We start from the raw sequence: 14,288 nt of genomic DNA, 5'->3' as shown, positions 1-14,288 counted from the left end.
TTGCAGCAGGACCCCGGGAGGCGCCTTCGTGTGCCGGAGCGATACCCACAGGCTCGGCTGCTGAGAACGTAAGTTCTCCCGGTACATCGTCGTGTCCGCTCCGAAGAACTCGATGTCCGCCGCTCCCGCATAATAGCGGGTTACTGTTGCGGTTTCATCGAGCGCCGTCCAAGCTGCGGCTACCGGAACGCCGACGAGCACCGCAACGGGCATCCAGGCATGATCGACCCACGGGTTCTGCAGAGTCCGTCGCTCGACGACGACACCGACTTGAGTTGTTTCCCGAACCAATTCGGAATCCTGACTGTCCACAATGCCTAACTTGCGGGTGTGGCGGCTCGAAGCGGCAGGCCGGCGATTAGGTTCTGCGGCTTCATGCGAACCATGCGGTCGGATGTCATCGCCATGATCAACCAGATCGGCCGCGCACCCACTTCCGGCCTAACTTCGTCGAATTCGGAGAAGTCGAGCCGAAACAAAGCTATAATGCGCTTTGCCGCCTCAGGGTCAAGGTCCTCGCCTGTCCACAGCGCATTGCCGATACGCGTCGCCTCCGCGTCCAGACCGACGAACCATGCCCAATCGTCGTCCTCGGTCCGCTCGACCGGCTCAACCCTCACCTCAATGGCCAGCAGATGGCGTATCCAGGCCTCGATCGCGGCGGCAAGGCCGCGCCGCGCCGGACTGTCGACGTCGCCGAGGCCAAGCACCATGTCAAAGGCATCGCTCCTGCCGAAATAGCTGCAGGCATTCTTCTCCTCGAGAACCTGCAGCTCGGTGACGGCAGGCCCTCCGAGCATGTTCAGGAGAGGCGAGGCGTGACGGTTCTGCTCGTGGACTTCAATGGTTTCCGCATCTGCAAGCAGCAGCGCACCTTCATGGAGGGTCACTCGCTGGGCACGGTAAAACAGCTCGGCCGCACGCAGCACGAAGGGATCGTCGTCGCCGTCAAGCGCATTGCGCAGCACCAGCTGCGCAAGCTGGTTCATGAACAGGGGCGGAATGTCGGCAGCCGAGCCGCGCGCGAGTTCGAGATAGCAGGCTTCGAGGGACGGCGCTGCCAAAAGGCGATTGCGAAAGGCAATCATGAACTCCCAGTTTTCCCGAGCATCCGGGTCGTCGATCGCGGCGATCTCCTCGTTCCCGACCGGCCGGCGCGGATCGTGCATCAGCAACTCGTGATGCAGCCGCAACTCCGCCGCGCACGCATCTTCCGGCGGCAGAAGCTCAGGGCGAGCCAAATAAGCTTTGAGGAACGGATCAGTCACCATCAACCGGCCTGCCTTGTCGCGATCGAGCAGATGGTGGCCCGAAGAAATCCAGAAATCTATCATTTGTGCCTACCCGCCAGCACCACGATGTCGACTTCTTCCATCGCACCCTCTTCTCCCTCGACCTCGATGATGCGGAATGCGGCCGCCGGATCAAGGCGGCTCACCTTCCGGTGCAGGGTGCGGAACGATTCACGGATGCCCGCCTCCTCGCCAGCGCGGTGCAGCGCAACAAGGGTGTTCGGCGGATGACTGCACAAGGACTGCGCGAAGGCGATTTCCTCCTCGGCGGCCGCGCGCGCGACCGCCATCCCGGGCGCTCCGCAACGGGCGACAAGCTGCTCGGCCAGTCTTTCGGTCGCAGCCGCGACTTCTTCCGCGGTGGCCTCCGTCACGATGACGAGGGCGGACCAGCCGAAGCTCTCAACCCCCATGAAGCCGGCGCGGAAGGCTTGTCGTTCCTTGCCGGAGAGGCTTTCGACATCGGCGGCGAAGAACCGGAAAGTCCCCGTGACGGCCCACTCGCCGGGTTCCGCGGCGTGGGAATAGACGAAGCCATCCGACGGATCTAGGCGGATCGTGCGCAGTAGCTTTAGAGCCATGGCACACCCGTAGCGGGATCGAGCCACGAAGGTGAGCCAAGAGCTTCCACCAAACTCCGCCTTTCGGAGGCTCCCGGGCAAGGCTTCCCCGGAAGCAGCAGGTCGCCATTGTCAGCGATCCGAACGTCCTGGCCTCGGTGTGAGGAGCGGTGCAGCCATTGGCTGGCGAGCGATGCGAAGCCGGTTTCGCCCCATTCGTGGAACGCGTTCATCAGGTGACGGGAGAAGCTGGCGATGATCTCACCAGGATCGGGGGCTTCGAAGCCCAATTCGTCAAGCGCGCCGAGTAGCGGCCGCTCGCCAGGTTCGTAAGCGCGCACCGCCGCGATGCGGATCATGGCAGAAAAGACGAGCCAGGCCGGCGTCTCCTCGTCGCGAGCTCCCTCAGGCCAGCCCAGGCGTCCGCCGCCAACGAGAGCGCCGTCGATGCGGATCGCGTCTGGCCAGTCGAAGGTGACCGGCATTTCAGGCGGTGCACGCGCTGCAAGCGCGTCGGCCAGAGCGTTCATTCCGGCATAGATGGCAAGGCGGGCCTGCGCCAACGATTGTTCAGGCTCCAGGACGACCGCGAACTCGGCCAGATCATAGCGCCGTACCCAGACCAGCGTCCCTGCACCCTGCTCGCCGGCAATGGCGCGGGCGTGCTCGAAGGCATCGCCGGCTTCTCTCAAGACAGTGAGGCTGTAGAGCGGGGGCAGATCGAGGGCGCGGTCGGTGACCGAAGCACGCTGGGACATGATGCCGATCCATTTTTGATGACGGCGGCCTAATTCTCCAATAATGTATATACTGTCTCTACAGTAAAGGCGCTACCGCAGCGGGCGGTGCCGCGTAGCGGGGAGGCGCAATGAGCCTGGACAAACCGCGCACGGTCTTCATCTGCTCCTGCGAGCGCAGCATGCCTGGTTTTGGCGACAGCGTGCGCCGCGGATGCAAAGACGCTCAGGTACAATCGGGCGATCAGCTGTGCGGCGCCGAAATCGATCGTATCCGCAACAGATTGAGCGAGGGGGGAGCCATCACCATAGCCTGCACACAGCAGGCGCCGCTTTTCCGCGAAGTCGCTGAGGAAATCGGCTTTGCGGGTGACCTCGATTTCATGAACATCCGCGAGGCGGCAGGCTGGTCGGCAGAGGCCGCATCCGCCGGGCCGAAGGCGGCGGCACTCGTCGCGATGGTGGCCGAACCGACCTCGCCGCCCGCCCTCGTCACGCTTCGAAGCAATGGCGTGGTGCTGGTTTATGGCCGCGACCAGGCGGCAATGGAGGTCGCCTGCCAGCTTGCCGGGGATCTGGACGTGACCGTCCTGCTGACGCGACCCGAGGAGGTTACACCCAACCGCGTGTGGGATTTCCCCGTCGTGCGGGGCAGGATCCGCAATGCACAAGGCCATCTGGGCGCCTTTGAGCTGATCGTTGATGATTTCGCCTTGCCAGTTCCCTCTTCGCGCGACCGCCTGCGCTTCGGTGCGGCTCGTGACGGCGCAATCTCTAAAGCAGACATCGTGATCGACCTCTCCGGCGGCGTTCCGCTATTTCCGGCTCACGACCTGCGCGCGGGCTACCTCAAAGCGGATTCCGCCGACCGGGCCGCGGCAACGGCCGTGATCGCCAAGGCTGCTGGCCTCGTCGGCGAATTTGACAAGCCGCGCTACATCGATTTTTCCGCCGATCTGTGCGCTCATTCACGCTCCCGCATCATCGGTTGCACGCGTTGCCTGGATCTGTGCCCTACCGGTGCGATTGCCTCGGCCGGCGACCACGTGATCGTCGACGCAGAAATCTGCGCCGGTTGCGGCAATTGCGCGGCCGCCTGTCCGACCGGTGCAGCCGCATATGCCGTTCCGGATGCGCAAACCCTGCTTCGGCGGCTGCGTTCGCTCCTGGTCACATATCGAGAGGCGGGTGGTAGGGATCCGGTCGTTCTGTTCCATGACGGCTATCACGGCGAGCCGCTCATTGACGCGCTCGCGCGGTTCGGCCCAGGCCTGCCTGCGAATGTACTGCCAGTCGCCGTGAACGAGATAACGCAATTGGGAATAGAGGCGTGGATAGCGCCGGTGGCATGGGGCGCGGCGGCGGTGATGGCGCTCGCCTCCGCGAAGCCCAAGCACGAGCTCGCCGGCTTGGCCCGCAACGTCACCATCGCCAATCTGCTCGCGCGATCGCTCGGCTACGGGTCGGAACTCTGCGGCCTGATCGAAACCGACAATCCGGACATGCTGAGGTTGGCGCTCGACCGTGTGCAACCGGGCTCCAGCACGCCGACGCCGGCGACCTTCCTGCCCCTGGGGGACAAGCGCAGCCTGTTGCGAAACAGCATGATCGAACTGCATCGCGCCGCGCCGACGCCAGTCGAGCGCGTAGTGCTCCCAGCGGCAGCGCCGTTCGGCGGGCTCGATATCAATGTCGAGGGCTGCACGCTCTGCCTCTCCTGCGTGTCGGCGTGCCCAACGGGTGCGCTCTCCGACAGCGAGCAACAGCCTGCATTGTACTTTTCCGAAAGCGCCTGCGTCCAATGCGGGCTCTGCGCTGCGACTTGTCCGGAGAAGGTGATCCGTCTCGCCCCGCGGATTGATTTCCCGGCATGGAGCGCGCCACGTCGGGTCGTCAAGGAAGAACAGCCCTACGAGTGTATCCGCTGCGGCAACCCGTTCGGGACCCGCAGTACGATTGAGCGGATCGTCGCCAAGCTGGAAGGCAGGCACTGGATGTTCTCGGGCGAAAACGCGCGGCGGCTGGAACTGGTGCGGATGTGCGACAATTGCCGCGTCGATGCCGCCATGAGCGAAGACCTCGATCCCTATGCCGGTCCTGGCCGGCCGGCCCCGCGAACGACAGAGGATTATCTCCGGGACCGGAACTCGGAAACCAAACGGGTCTAAACTCAGTTGCTGCGGGTCTCGGCCTGTAGGAATCGTATCAGCGCCGCCCGATGCTCGGGGTCGCGAATGGTCTGCTCGGGCATCTTGGTGCCCGGAATGTATCTGCTCGGGCCAAGCTCGAACAGCTTCGATACCGTTTCGGGCGTCCAGACGATGTCCATCTCCCTGAAAGCGGGCGAGTATCGGTAGCCAGGCACGGATGCGATCCTGCGGCCGAAGATGCCGTGAAGCGTGGGGCCGGCGCGATCGCCCTCGTGGGGATCGAGCGTGTGGCATGCGACGCAGGCGCGGAACACCTCCGCGTCCGGATTGCCGGCATATTCGGCCATCGGATCGGCCGAACCCTCGATCTTGGTTCCGAGCCGTTGCCCGGCCTCGACATTCCATTCTCCCACCACTTGATCCCCGCCGCCGCTCAAAAGCGTCTTTCCGTCAGGCGAGAAGGCGAGAGCCCAAACCGGCACGCCCGCGGTGCCAAATGTGCGAACGGGCTGCAGGCTTTTGACGTCGAGCAGCACAATTTCACCTTTGATCGACGAGGCGGCGATGTATCGTTCATTCGCCGTGACGGCGAGCGCGGTGATCGGACTTGACGAAGCTGCAACTTCGGCCAGGATTGTCCCGCCGCGGTTCAGTTCACTCAGCTTGCCGTCCGCGCCCCCGACGAACACGCGATCGCTCCTCGTCGCCACCAGTGCGCTGAGGGGTGCAGGCATTGCGACCCTGACCGGAGCTCCGCCTTCGGCCGGCCAAAGTATGACTGCCGCGTCGTAGCCGGCACTTGCGAGCGTCCCATCGGAGAGGTATGCAACCGCGTTGACGTTTCCCCTGTGGCCTTCGAGGACGCGCGGCTCCCCGCCGGAAAGCGGCCACACCCGCACACTGCCATCCCAGGAAGCCGAAGCGAGGGTGGAGCCGTCGGGCGACACTGCGAGCGACACGACCGGCGCTGAATGGCCTTGCAGGACGGCGACCGGCGTGCTTCGTCCGGCCTCCCAGACCGCAATGCGGCCGTCCGCCCCCGCGCTGGCGAAGCGGCCTTGCGGCAGGGCTGCGACCGCATCGACCTGCCCATCGTGAAACAGCAGCACCTCCCGTGCTTCGCCGGTCTTGATCGACCAGATGATCGCCTTGGCGTCGAAACCACCGGTGATCGCAGTTTGCCCATCGGCCGTCACGGCAATCGCCCGCACTGGTCCGCCGTGACCGCGGAGATCGGCACCCAGCGCGGCGACCCCGAAGAGGAACGGAGCACTTGCCATCAGACACATTGCGAGCGTCGTCTTCATTGCGCACCAGGCCGTTCCGTGCTCCCTTGGCGCAGCGCCGCCGTTGCGGGCATCAAGCTTGCTGGATCGGCCATATTGTTCAAACCGTTCGAGGCAATCATATGACCCAGAATATGGAAACCGATCCCTTCAACGTCTCCATGCGCAAGTTCCTCAAGCAGGTCGGCGTGACTTCGCAGCAGGCAATCGAGAAAGCCGTGGCGGAGAAGGGCCTGAAAGGACAGGGCCGACTGACCGTGAGGGCCCTCGTCACGTCTGAGCCAGCAGGCCTGCACCATGTCGTGGAGGGCGAGATCGATCTGGGGTGAGCAGCGACCGAGGTCGGGTTCGGCTGCTACTTCGCGAACCGGATCCGCCCGGCGGGCGATGGATCATACCCGGCAAGCTCGGCGGCGCGGCTGGCGAAGGTGTCTTGCTGCAGCAAACGCAGCAACGCCTGGATCGGTTGCTGAAAGTAGGTCCGCTGCCGCATCAGCAGGTCGAAGCTTTCCCAGGCCAGTGACACGAAATCGAGGCCGGCGGCGCAGGCGGCGGCGCGGGTGGCGATTCCGCAATCGGCCCGTCCGGTGCGCACGGCGGCTGCAAGCTCGGGACCGGTAAGGCAGGGGGGCTCCAGTCGGTTGACCTCGCCGTGGCTCGCGCCGGCATCCGTCAGCAACAAAGCGAGCAGCATGTCCGCGCCTGCGCCGCGTTGACGGACCGCAATGCGCGCGCCGGTCGCAAGTACGTCGGTCAACTTGTTGAGCGATTTCGGATTGCCTGGCGCCAGCAGCAGGCCCTGCTCGCGGCGGGCGAATCCGACCAGCACCGCATCGTACAGCCGCGGCCTCGTCGCAATCGCGGCGACATTCGGGTCCGGGTCGTCGCTGTGGAAATGGATCGCGGCGACAGACACCTCGCCGCGAAGCAGGCGTGTCACGCCGGCTTCCGTGCCTTCTGTCAGAAAGGCCAGGCCGGAGCCCGACTGACGCAGGCTCCATTCGAGCAGATCATCCTGGCTGCCACCGACGATCGGCGGCGGGTCGGATTGAATCATTCCTCCGGGCCGGACCAGTCCCGACATGACCCAATGGTCGAGTTCATGTCGGGGAAACAGCCATTTGCCGGCCACCTTGCTGCAGGGGAGGCGCTCCTGCGCAATCAGTTCGTAAAGCTTGCGTTCGCCAATGCGCAGATAGTCGGCGGCTTCAGATGTCGTCAGAAATTCCATCCTGCATTGATATGCATATTTCTGTGCCGGTTCAAGAATTTGACTCTGGCGGAAGAGTTGCAGGACATTGGCGCTGGACAGGATTGCGAGGAGCAATGTCGGAAGGGCTGGGCGCATGGCAACTGATCGCGAGCGGTGACGCCACGCTGTTTGCCATCGTGCGCCTGTCGCTCGCGGTCAGCCTTTCGGCTGTCGCGATTGCCATGGTCGCCGGCCTGCCGCTTGGCGCAATTATCGCGCTCTCGCGCTTTCCAGGTCGTTCGGCGATCGTCGTAGTGCTGAACGGTTTCATGGGCCTGCCGCCGGTGGTGGTCGGGCTGACCGTCTATCTGCTGCTATCGCGATCCGGGCCGCTGGGCGAGTTCGGTCTTTTGTTCACGCCCGCCGCCATGGTCTGCGCGCAGGCGCTGCTAGTGTTGCCCATCATCGCCGCTCTGACCCGCCAGACGGTCGAGGATCTGTGGCGCGAATATCGCGAGGAACTGAACGCGATGGAGGTCGGGCCGGTGGGCCTGGTCGCGACGCTTTTGTGGGACGGCCGCTTCAGCCTCGTCACTGCTCTGCTCGCGGGCTTCGGCAGGGCGGCGGCCGAGGTTGGCACCGTCATGATCGTCGGCGGCAACATCGATGGCTTCACCCGTACCATGACGACGGCAATCGCACTTGAAACTTCAAAGGGAAATCTGCCGCTCGCCATCGGACTCGGCCTGATTCTGATTTTTCTTATCCTGCTGATCAACGCGGCCGCCTGGGGCGTGCGGGTGTGGTCCGAGCAACGGGCGGGCTAGGGGATGCGGGCCGCTCAGAGCGATCTTCCACTTGTCTTCGATGACGTGTCGCTTATCGCTGGCGCGACGACCATACTCCAGCGGGTGAACCTGACGATCGGGCCACATGCGCCGACGGTGATCGTCGGCCCAAACGGGTCGGGCAAGACCTCCCTGTTGCGGCTTTGCATGGGGCTTACTGTACCTTCGGCCGGAACCCTGACTTGGGGCGGTCGGACCCTCTCCCCGAAGACGCGGCGTGCGATCCTGTTCCAGAAGCCTGTGATGCTGCGGCGCTCGGTGGCCGCGAATGTTGCCTACGGCCTGGCTACGGCCGGCTGTCCGCGTCGGCTTCGCGCGGCGCGCACGGAGGAACTGCTCGACCGCGTGGGTCTTCTCGATCTGGCGGCACGTCCGGCACGGCATTTGTCAGGCGGGGAGCAGCAGCGGCTGGCGCTCGCTCGCGCACTGGCGCGCCAGCCCGAGATCCTGCTGCTCGACGAGCCGACAGCCAGCCTCGATCCGGCGGCGACGCGTTTTGTTGAGCAGATCATCATCACGGCTGCCCAATCGGGCACGAAGATCATCATGGCCTCGCACCATCTCGGCCAAGTGCGCAGGATCGCTGGAGACGTCGTCTTTCTTGTCCGGGGGCGTGTTTGCGAGCATGCCGTTGCCGGCGATTTTCTGGATCGTCCCGCGACTCGGCAAGCGGCTGCCTTCGTGCGCGGCGAACTCGTGCTTTAATCAACCGGACGGAGATTGAGATGCTGACCCGCCGAATGTTCTGTGCGCTTGTGGTGCTTCTGATGCTCGCGAGCGGCGCGCCTGCCCAGGAGCAGTCGATAGTTGTGGCGTCAACGACCTCGACGCAGGATTCTGGGCTGTTTGACCACATCCTGCCGCTGTTCGAGAAGAAGACCGGCATCGGCGTGAAGGTTGTCGCTCAGGGCACCGGTCAGGCGCTCGACACCGGTCGGCGCGGCGATGCCGATGTGGTCTTTGTCCATGCCAAGGCGCAGGAGGAGAAGTTCATCGAGGAAGGGTTCGGGGTGAAGCGCTTCGACGTGATGTACAACGACTTCGTCCTCGTGGGGCCCAAGAGCGACCCAGCAGGCGTCAGCGGGACCAAGGATATCGCAGCCGCGCTGATCGCCATCGAAGCCAAGAAAGCGGCCTTCGTATCGCGCGGCGACAGGTCTGGCACCCACTCGGCCGAATTGAGTCTGTGGAAAACGGCCGGCATCGACATCGAGGCGGCCAAGGGCACCTGGTACAAGGAGATCGGCCAGGGCATGGGAGCGGCGCTCAACGCCGCGGCCGCCATGAACGCTTATACGCTTTCCGATCGTGGTACCTGGCTGTCATTCAAGAATCGGGGCGAGTTGGGCATTGCCGTCGAGGGTGACAAGCGGCTGTTCAACCAGTATGGCGTCATGCTGGTGAATCCGCGGAAGCATCCAAGTGTCAAAGCGGAGGCCGGCCAGCGCTTCATCAATTGGCTGATCTCTGCGGAGGGGCAGAAGGCGATCAGCGAGTACAAAATCGACGGCCAACGGCTCTTCTTCCCAAACGCGCAGCACGAGCGTTCCTGAAGCTTGTTGCAAACCGGCTCGGGTCTGCTTCACTATCGGGCCATGACGAGAACACTTTCTCCGACAGGCGCGCTCACCACCCTTGACAAGGCGCTCGCAGGGCTGCTCGACGGTGTGATGCCCGTAGCCACCTGCCTGGTTCCGCTCGATGAGGCTCTTGGGCGCGTGGCTGCCGGGATGCCGGCTGTCGTGCCGGCGCAGCCTGCGCGCGATATCGCTGCCATCGACGGCTGGGCGTGTCGCGCCTTTGATCTCGTGGGAGCGTCGGCCTATTCGCCAGTAGCATTGCCGACCCCGCCCCTCTGGGTGGAGACGGGCGATGCCATGCCTGGAAATCGTGACTGTGTGCTGCAGGCCGGTCTTATCGATTGCGATGGACCGGTGATCCAGGCGGCATCTGAAGCCGCGCCTGGCCAGGGTGTGCGCCGGATGGGCGAGGACATGGCGGCGAACCGCCCGCCAACATTTGAAGGAAAGACAATCGGCGTCGCTGACCTGCTGGTCGCTCGCAAAGTGGGATTGAGCCAACTTGCCGTACGGATTCCGTGCGTGCGTGCGATCGACGTCTCTGCCGAGAGCCACGAGACATTCTCCCTGCGGCTCGTGGTCGAGAGCCTGGGTGCCTCTGGAGCTTCGATTGCCGAAATAGAGGCCGTCGAGCGTGACGCGACAGCGATCGCTGCCGCTCTTGATGGCGAGTCCTGCGATTTGCTGCTCCTGATCGGCGGTACTGGCGATGGCTGCGCCGATGTGACCGCCGAGGCTCTCGCGCGGCGCCGGGTTCTGCTCGCGCATGGCATTGCTCTGCGGCCCGGGGGGACAACGGCGATAGGGCGGCTCGGCAAGACACCGATCGTCGCATTGGCCGGATCGCCGCAACAGGCTTTCGCGGGGTTCCTTGCACTCGTCCAGCCAGTCTTGGACCGCCTGTCGGGCAGATCTGAACGGTCCGGCATTATCTTGCCACTCTCGCGGAAAATTTCATCCGCGGTCGGGCTTTGCGAGATCGTTCTGCTCGCAAAGGAGCGGGATGTGTGGACACCGCTCGCTGTCGGCGACTTTTCGCTGGACGCCATGCGTCTTGCCGACGCCTGGCTTGCAGTTCCTGACGATAGCGAGGGGTATGCCGCCGGCACGCCTGTCGCCGCCGTTCCGCTCCGCAACTTTTGATCGGTGTTCCGCCATGACGCATTCTCCAACATCGGCCCAGCAGAACAGCGGCCAGGAGCAGTTCCTGACCATACTATCGCGCGAAGCTGCACTGGCGCGCTTCGAGGCCGAGCTGTTTCCCCGCCCACTACCGACCGAGAAGCGGACGCTGGCCAACGCGCTGGGGCTGGTTCTTGCCGAGGACGTCGCAGCGCCGGTCGACGTGCCGCCGTTCGACCGCTCAAATGTCGACGGCTTCGCGGTGCGTGCAGCCGACCTCGCCGTCGCCTCTGAACCGCGTCCCGTTCGGCTTGCGCTCAATGCGGAAGCGATTGCCTGCGGCACGGTTCCGCAGTTGCCCGTTCTGACCGGAACCGCCACGTCCATCGCAACCGGCGGACCGCTGCCCCGCGGCGCGGACGCGATCGTCATGGTGGAGCACACCCATCCCGCCGGGTTGAGTGCCATTGAGGTGGCCCGCAGCATCTCGCCCGGCCAGTTTATCTCCAACGCGGGATCGGACATGGCGCGAGGAGAAGTCTTGCTGCGTGCCGGAACCGAAATCGGCTCGCGCGAGATCGGCATGCTCGCTGCCTGCGGAATCGCACAGCTGACAGTGGCTCGCAGGCCACGCGTGGCCGTGATCTCCACGGGCGATGAACTCGTTCAGCCGGGCGAGCCGTTGCGACCGGCCGGCATCTATGATGCCAACGGCCCGATCATCGCTGCGGCTGTCACTGAAAATGGCGGCGAGGCGCATTTTCTCGGCGCCTTTCCCGACGACGAGGCGAAACTTGAGAAGGCTATGCGCGAGGCGCTCGCCGCCCACGACGTGCTGATCCTGTCGGGCGGCACGTCCAAAGGGGCAGGGGATGTCACGCATCGCATTATCGGCCGACTGGGCAAGCCCGGTATCATCGCCCACGGCGTGGCACTGAAACCCGGAAAGCCACTTTGCCTGGCTGTGTGCGAGGGCAAGCCGGTCATCATCCTGCCGGGATTTCCGACCTCGGCCATGTTCACCTTCCATGACATGGTGGTACCCGCCCTGCGGCGCATGGCGGGGCTGCCGCCGCGCGTCGATACTCAGGTCACCGCAAGCCTTCCGTTGCGGATTCCTTCCGAACTCGGGCGGACCGAATTCGCCATGGTTTCCCTTGTGCAAGGGCAGGGAGGATTGACGGCCTATCCGACCGGCAAGGGCTCGGGAGCGATAACATCCTTTACCCAGGCGGACGGCTTCATCCGCATCGAGGCACTCGCCGATCACGTGCCTGCCGGTGCCGACGTGGCGGTGACGCTGTTCACGCCGCGGGTCCGCGTTCCCGACCTCGTCGTCATCGGCAGTCATTGCGTCGGCCTCGATCTAGTCGTTGGCGAACTTTCGCGCCGCGGGATTTCGGTGCGCTCGCTGCCTGTGGGAAGCCTGGGCGGTCTTGCAGCGGCCAAGCGCGGCGAGTGCGATCTCGCCCCCATCCATCTCTTCGACCCGAAGACGCGGATTTACAACGCGCCTTTCCTCGGTGACGGTCTCGAACTCGTGCCAGGCTGGCGGCGCATGCAAGGTTTGGTATTCCGCCAAGGGGACGAGCGTTTCGAGGGCCTCGGCGCGGAGGAGGCGGTCCGTGCGGCGCTCGCCGACCGCGATTGCATGATGGTCAACCGCAACCAAGGCTCGGGAACGCGCATCCTGATCGACCAGCTCCTCGGCGTGGAACGCCCGGACGGCTACTGGAATCAGCCGCGCTCGCACAATGCCGTCGCCGCGGCGGTGGCGCAAGAGCGCGCCGACTGGGGTGTCACCATCGCGCCCGTCGCGCGTGCGGCGGGGCTCGGTTTTATCGTGCTGACCGAAGAGCACTACGACTTCGCAATGATCTCTGCGCGAAAGGAACGGCCTTCGGTGCACGCATTCCTCGAGGCTCTCCGGACCGACGAGGTCCTTCTGGGCCTGGAGCGCGCTGGGTTCAGCCGGCCGGGTTAGCAGAAAGCAACGCGGCCAGGCGCTCAGCTTCGGCAAGATCCTCGACCGTGTTGGCGTTGAAGAACGGGTCCACCGGCTCGACGGGCCAGGATACGGTGGCAAGGCGCTGGCGGGCGGTCCACCGGTCAATCTTGCGGAGACCCTCGTTGGTCAACGCATGCCGCAATTCATCCCGCAGCGCGACTTTCCAGAGCCCGATGACCGGATGCGCCTGGCCGCCGGATGCCGCCACCGCCAAGTCTGCTTTCTCTGTGATGCGCGCCTGCTGGAGGCGTGCAACGAGGTCGCTCGGCAGGAAGGGACAATCGCCGGCAGCGCTGACCACCCATTCTACACCCGGCCTGTTCCCCGCCGTCCAATCGAGTGCGGCGAGTATGCCGGCAAGAGGTCCCGGATAGCTCTCGATCGTGTCGGCGGCAACGGGCAGGCCAAAGCGGGCGAAGCGAGCGGGGTCGCCATTGGCGTTAAGAACGAGCCCGTCGCATTGCGGCGCTAGCCGTTCGATGACATGCTCAAGCATCGTTCGTCCGCCGATCACACGCGTCGGCTTGTCTCCGCCGCCCATGCGCCGACCCAGACCGCCGGCGAGCACCACGCCCAGCGTTACGGTTCCCTCAGTCGTCATGCTCGGCACCCTTGCGGCGGTGGCGCGGCGCTTCCTCACCGACCGAAGCGAGGTCCTGGTCGAAGACGATCCGCTCCTGGCCCGAAAGCACGGTGAAGCGCTTGCCGCGCGCCCGGCCGACCAGCGTCAGCCCCACCTGGCGGGCCAGCGCCACGCCCCAGGCTGTGAAGCCGGAGCGCGAGATCAATATCGGAATGCCCATCCGCACCGTCTTGATCGTCATCTCGGAGGTCAGCCGCCCGGTCGTGTAGATGATCTTGTCTGCCGGATCGACGGTGTGGCGGTACATCCAGCCAGCGATCTTGTCGACGGCGTTATGGCGCCCGACGTCCTCCATATAGCAGATTGGCGTGCCCTCCCTGCAAAGGACGCAGCCATGAATCGCGCCTGCTTCCAGATAGAGCGACGGCGTGGTGTTGATCTTGCGCGTCAGCTCGTAGAGCCAGGAGGTGCGAAGCTCAGCGGGCGGAAGTGTGATGTCCTCGATCGCCTCCAACACGTCGCCGAACGCAGTGCCTTGGGCGCAACCCGAGGTCTGCGTCCGCTTTCTGAGCTTCTGCTCGTAGTCGGTGTTGCGCTCGGTGCGAACGACCACGACCTGCAGGTCTTCGTCATACTCGACATCCGTCACCACGTCGTCAGGCAGAAGCATGTTCTGGTTCAGCAGATAGCCAAGCGCAAGATATTCAGGGTAATCGTTGACCGTCATCATGGTGACGATCTCCTGCGCGTTGAGATAGAGCGTCAGGGCACGTTCTATCGGTACGCGGACCTCCACCGTCGCGCCTGTATGGTCGACGCCCGCGACCAACTCGGTCAGCCGTCGGTCTTGCGGGTCGGGTGTGATGATGGCGTGTTCGGGTTGGCGTCTCATCAAATGCATGGCAGTCTCCTGACGTCGTATTCTGGCTC

15 protein-coding genes are annotated in these 14,288 nt (G+C 64.5%); 7 read left to right on the top strand and 8 right to left on the bottom strand.

From position 1 onward, the window contains the following. The 4 genes from EN949_RS09865 to EN949_RS09850 form a co-directional block, all read right to left on the bottom strand. A partial coding sequence (locus EN949_RS09865) for a DUF3305 domain-containing protein (RefSeq protein ID WP_127371681.1) occupies nucleotides 1–291 on the bottom strand: 291 nt, incomplete at its 3' end. 26 nt (nucleotides 292–317) lie between these two features. After that, on the bottom strand, nucleotides 318–1,334 hold the full coding sequence (locus EN949_RS09860; RefSeq protein WP_127367762.1) for a DUF6352 family protein: 1,017 nt from the start codon (nucleotides 1,332–1,334) through the stop codon (nucleotides 318–320). Further along, nucleotides 1,331–1,873 (bottom strand): DUF6505 family protein, encoded by a 543-nt coding sequence (locus EN949_RS09855; RefSeq protein ID WP_127371680.1) that lies wholly within the window; start codon nucleotides 1,871–1,873, stop codon nucleotides 1,331–1,333. Before EN949_RS09855 ends, EN949_RS09860 begins: the two co-directional genes overlap by 4 nt. Next, nucleotides 1,864–2,610 (bottom strand): biotin/lipoate--protein ligase family protein, encoded by a 747-nt coding sequence (locus EN949_RS09850; RefSeq protein WP_127367565.1) that lies wholly within the window; start codon nucleotides 2,608–2,610, stop codon nucleotides 1,864–1,866. The genes EN949_RS09855 and EN949_RS09850 overlap by 10 nt, the downstream gene beginning before the upstream one ends. A 110-nt stretch (nucleotides 2,611–2,720) precedes the next feature. Here EN949_RS09850 and EN949_RS09845 point away from each other — a divergent pair, with 110 nt between their 5' ends. Further along, nucleotides 2,721–4,757: a 4Fe-4S binding protein gene (locus EN949_RS09845; protein ID WP_127371679.1), complete on the top strand. Its 2,037-nt coding sequence runs from the start codon at nucleotides 2,721–2,723 to the stop codon at nucleotides 4,755–4,757. A gap of 2 nt (nucleotides 4,758–4,759) precedes the next feature. Here the strand turns inward: EN949_RS09845 and EN949_RS09840 are convergent, their stop codons facing one another. Further along, the gene (locus EN949_RS09840; protein ID WP_245472381.1) at nucleotides 4,760–6,019 is read right to left on the bottom strand and encodes a hypothetical protein; all 1,260 of its coding nucleotides are present in this window, start codon (nucleotides 6,017–6,019) and stop codon (nucleotides 4,760–4,762) included. Nucleotides 6,020–6,147: 128 nt separating this feature from the next. Here EN949_RS09840 and EN949_RS09835 point away from each other — a divergent pair, with 128 nt between their 5' ends. Beyond that, the gene (locus EN949_RS09835) at nucleotides 6,148–6,354 is read left to right on the top strand and encodes a DUF6494 family protein (protein WP_064994243.1); all 207 of its coding nucleotides are present in this window, start codon (nucleotides 6,148–6,150) and stop codon (nucleotides 6,352–6,354) included. A 26-nt stretch (nucleotides 6,355–6,380) separates the two neighbouring features. Here EN949_RS09835 and EN949_RS09830 read toward each other — a convergent pair whose 3' ends face one another. After that, the gene (locus tag EN949_RS09830) at nucleotides 6,381–7,256 is read right to left on the bottom strand and encodes a helix-turn-helix transcriptional regulator (RefSeq protein ID WP_127371525.1); all 876 of its coding nucleotides are present in this window, start codon (nucleotides 7,254–7,256) and stop codon (nucleotides 6,381–6,383) included. A 95-nt stretch (nucleotides 7,257–7,351) separates the two neighbouring features. Here EN949_RS09830 and EN949_RS09825 point away from each other — a divergent pair, with 95 nt between their 5' ends. Genes EN949_RS09825 through EN949_RS09805 form a run of 5 tightly spaced genes read left to right on the top strand, consistent with a single transcriptional unit; the run spans nucleotide 7,352 to nucleotide 12,751 of the window. Continuing rightward, nucleotides 7,352–8,044: an ABC transporter permease gene (locus EN949_RS09825; RefSeq protein ID WP_064994245.1), complete on the top strand. Its 693-nt coding sequence runs from the start codon at nucleotides 7,352–7,354 to the stop codon at nucleotides 8,042–8,044. Nucleotides 8,045–8,047: 3 nt separating this feature from the next. Further along, entirely contained in the window at nucleotides 8,048–8,770 is a 723-nt protein-coding gene (locus EN949_RS09820) for an ATP-binding cassette domain-containing protein (RefSeq protein ID WP_064994246.1), read from the top strand. A gap of 20 nt (nucleotides 8,771–8,790) precedes the next feature. Continuing rightward, the gene (locus tag EN949_RS09815; RefSeq protein WP_127367362.1) at nucleotides 8,791–9,618 is read left to right on the top strand and encodes an extracellular solute-binding protein; all 828 of its coding nucleotides are present in this window, start codon (nucleotides 8,791–8,793) and stop codon (nucleotides 9,616–9,618) included. Nucleotides 9,619–9,621: 3 nt separating this feature from the next. Then, the gene (locus tag EN949_RS09810; RefSeq protein WP_318014165.1) at nucleotides 9,622–10,788 is read left to right on the top strand and encodes a molybdopterin-binding protein; all 1,167 of its coding nucleotides are present in this window, start codon (nucleotides 9,622–9,624) and stop codon (nucleotides 10,786–10,788) included. A 13-nt stretch (nucleotides 10,789–10,801) separates the two neighbouring features. Further along, nucleotides 10,802–12,751, top strand: coding sequence for a molybdopterin biosynthesis protein (locus EN949_RS09805; RefSeq protein WP_127371677.1), 1,950 nt, complete (start codon nucleotides 10,802–10,804; stop codon nucleotides 12,749–12,751). Here EN949_RS09805 and mobA read toward each other — a convergent pair. After that, nucleotides 12,735–13,376, bottom strand: a complete 642-nt coding sequence (gene mobA / locus EN949_RS09800) for a molybdenum cofactor guanylyltransferase MobA (RefSeq protein ID WP_164753851.1) — start codon at nucleotides 13,374–13,376, stop codon at nucleotides 12,735–12,737. The genes EN949_RS09805 and mobA overlap by 17 nt on opposite strands. After that, entirely contained in the window at nucleotides 13,366–14,259 is an 894-nt protein-coding gene (locus EN949_RS09795; RefSeq protein WP_064994250.1) for a formate dehydrogenase accessory sulfurtransferase FdhD, read from the bottom strand. Before EN949_RS09795 ends, mobA begins: the two co-directional genes overlap by 11 nt. Nucleotides 14,260–14,288 lie beyond the last annotated feature (29 nt).

The organism is Mesorhizobium sp. M7A.F.Ca.US.007.01.2.1 (assembly GCF_003998165.1).
In the GTDB taxonomy this organism is placed as follows: domain Bacteria; phylum Pseudomonadota; class Alphaproteobacteria; order Rhizobiales; family Rhizobiaceae; genus Mesorhizobium; species Mesorhizobium ciceri.
Note: the sequence above shows the minus strand (reverse complement) of the source record. Positions and strands in the feature narration are given on the sequence as shown.

Bases quoted from the DNA above. Each gene is read 5' to 3' on its own strand.
- EN949_RS09860 (WP_127367762.1), bottom strand. From the start codon at position 1,334: ATGATAGATTTCTGGATTTCTTCGGGCCACCATCTGCTCGATCGCGAC.
- EN949_RS09855 (WP_127371680.1), bottom strand. From the start codon at position 1,873: ATGGCTCTAAAGCTACTGCGCACGATCCGCCTAGATCCGTCGGATGGC.
- EN949_RS09850 (WP_127367565.1), bottom strand. From the start codon at position 2,610: ATGTCCCAGCGTGCTTCGGTCACCGACCGCGCCCTCGATCTGCCCCCG.
- EN949_RS09845 (WP_127371679.1), top strand. From the start codon at position 2,721: ATGAGCCTGGACAAACCGCGCACGGTCTTCATCTGCTCCTGCGAGCGC.
- EN949_RS09840 (WP_245472381.1), bottom strand. From the start codon at position 6,019: ATGGCAAGTGCTCCGTTCCTCTTCGGGGTCGCCGCGCTGGGTGCCGAT.
- EN949_RS09835 (WP_064994243.1), top strand. From the start codon at position 6,148: ATGACCCAGAATATGGAAACCGATCCCTTCAACGTCTCCATGCGCAAG.
- EN949_RS09830 (WP_127371525.1), bottom strand. From the start codon at position 7,256: ATGGAATTTCTGACGACATCTGAAGCCGCCGACTATCTGCGCATTGGC.
- EN949_RS09825 (WP_064994245.1), top strand. From the start codon at position 7,352: ATGTCGGAAGGGCTGGGCGCATGGCAACTGATCGCGAGCGGTGACGCC.
- EN949_RS09820 (WP_064994246.1), top strand. From the start codon at position 8,048: ATGCGGGCCGCTCAGAGCGATCTTCCACTTGTCTTCGATGACGTGTCG.
- EN949_RS09815 (WP_127367362.1), top strand. From the start codon at position 8,791: ATGCTGACCCGCCGAATGTTCTGTGCGCTTGTGGTGCTTCTGATGCTC.
- EN949_RS09805 (WP_127371677.1), top strand. From the start codon at position 10,802: ATGACGCATTCTCCAACATCGGCCCAGCAGAACAGCGGCCAGGAGCAG.
- mobA (WP_164753851.1), bottom strand. From the start codon at position 13,376: ATGACGACTGAGGGAACCGTAACGCTGGGCGTGGTGCTCGCCGGCGGT.
- EN949_RS09795 (WP_064994250.1), bottom strand. From the start codon at position 14,259: ATGCATTTGATGAGACGCCAACCCGAACACGCCATCATCACACCCGAC.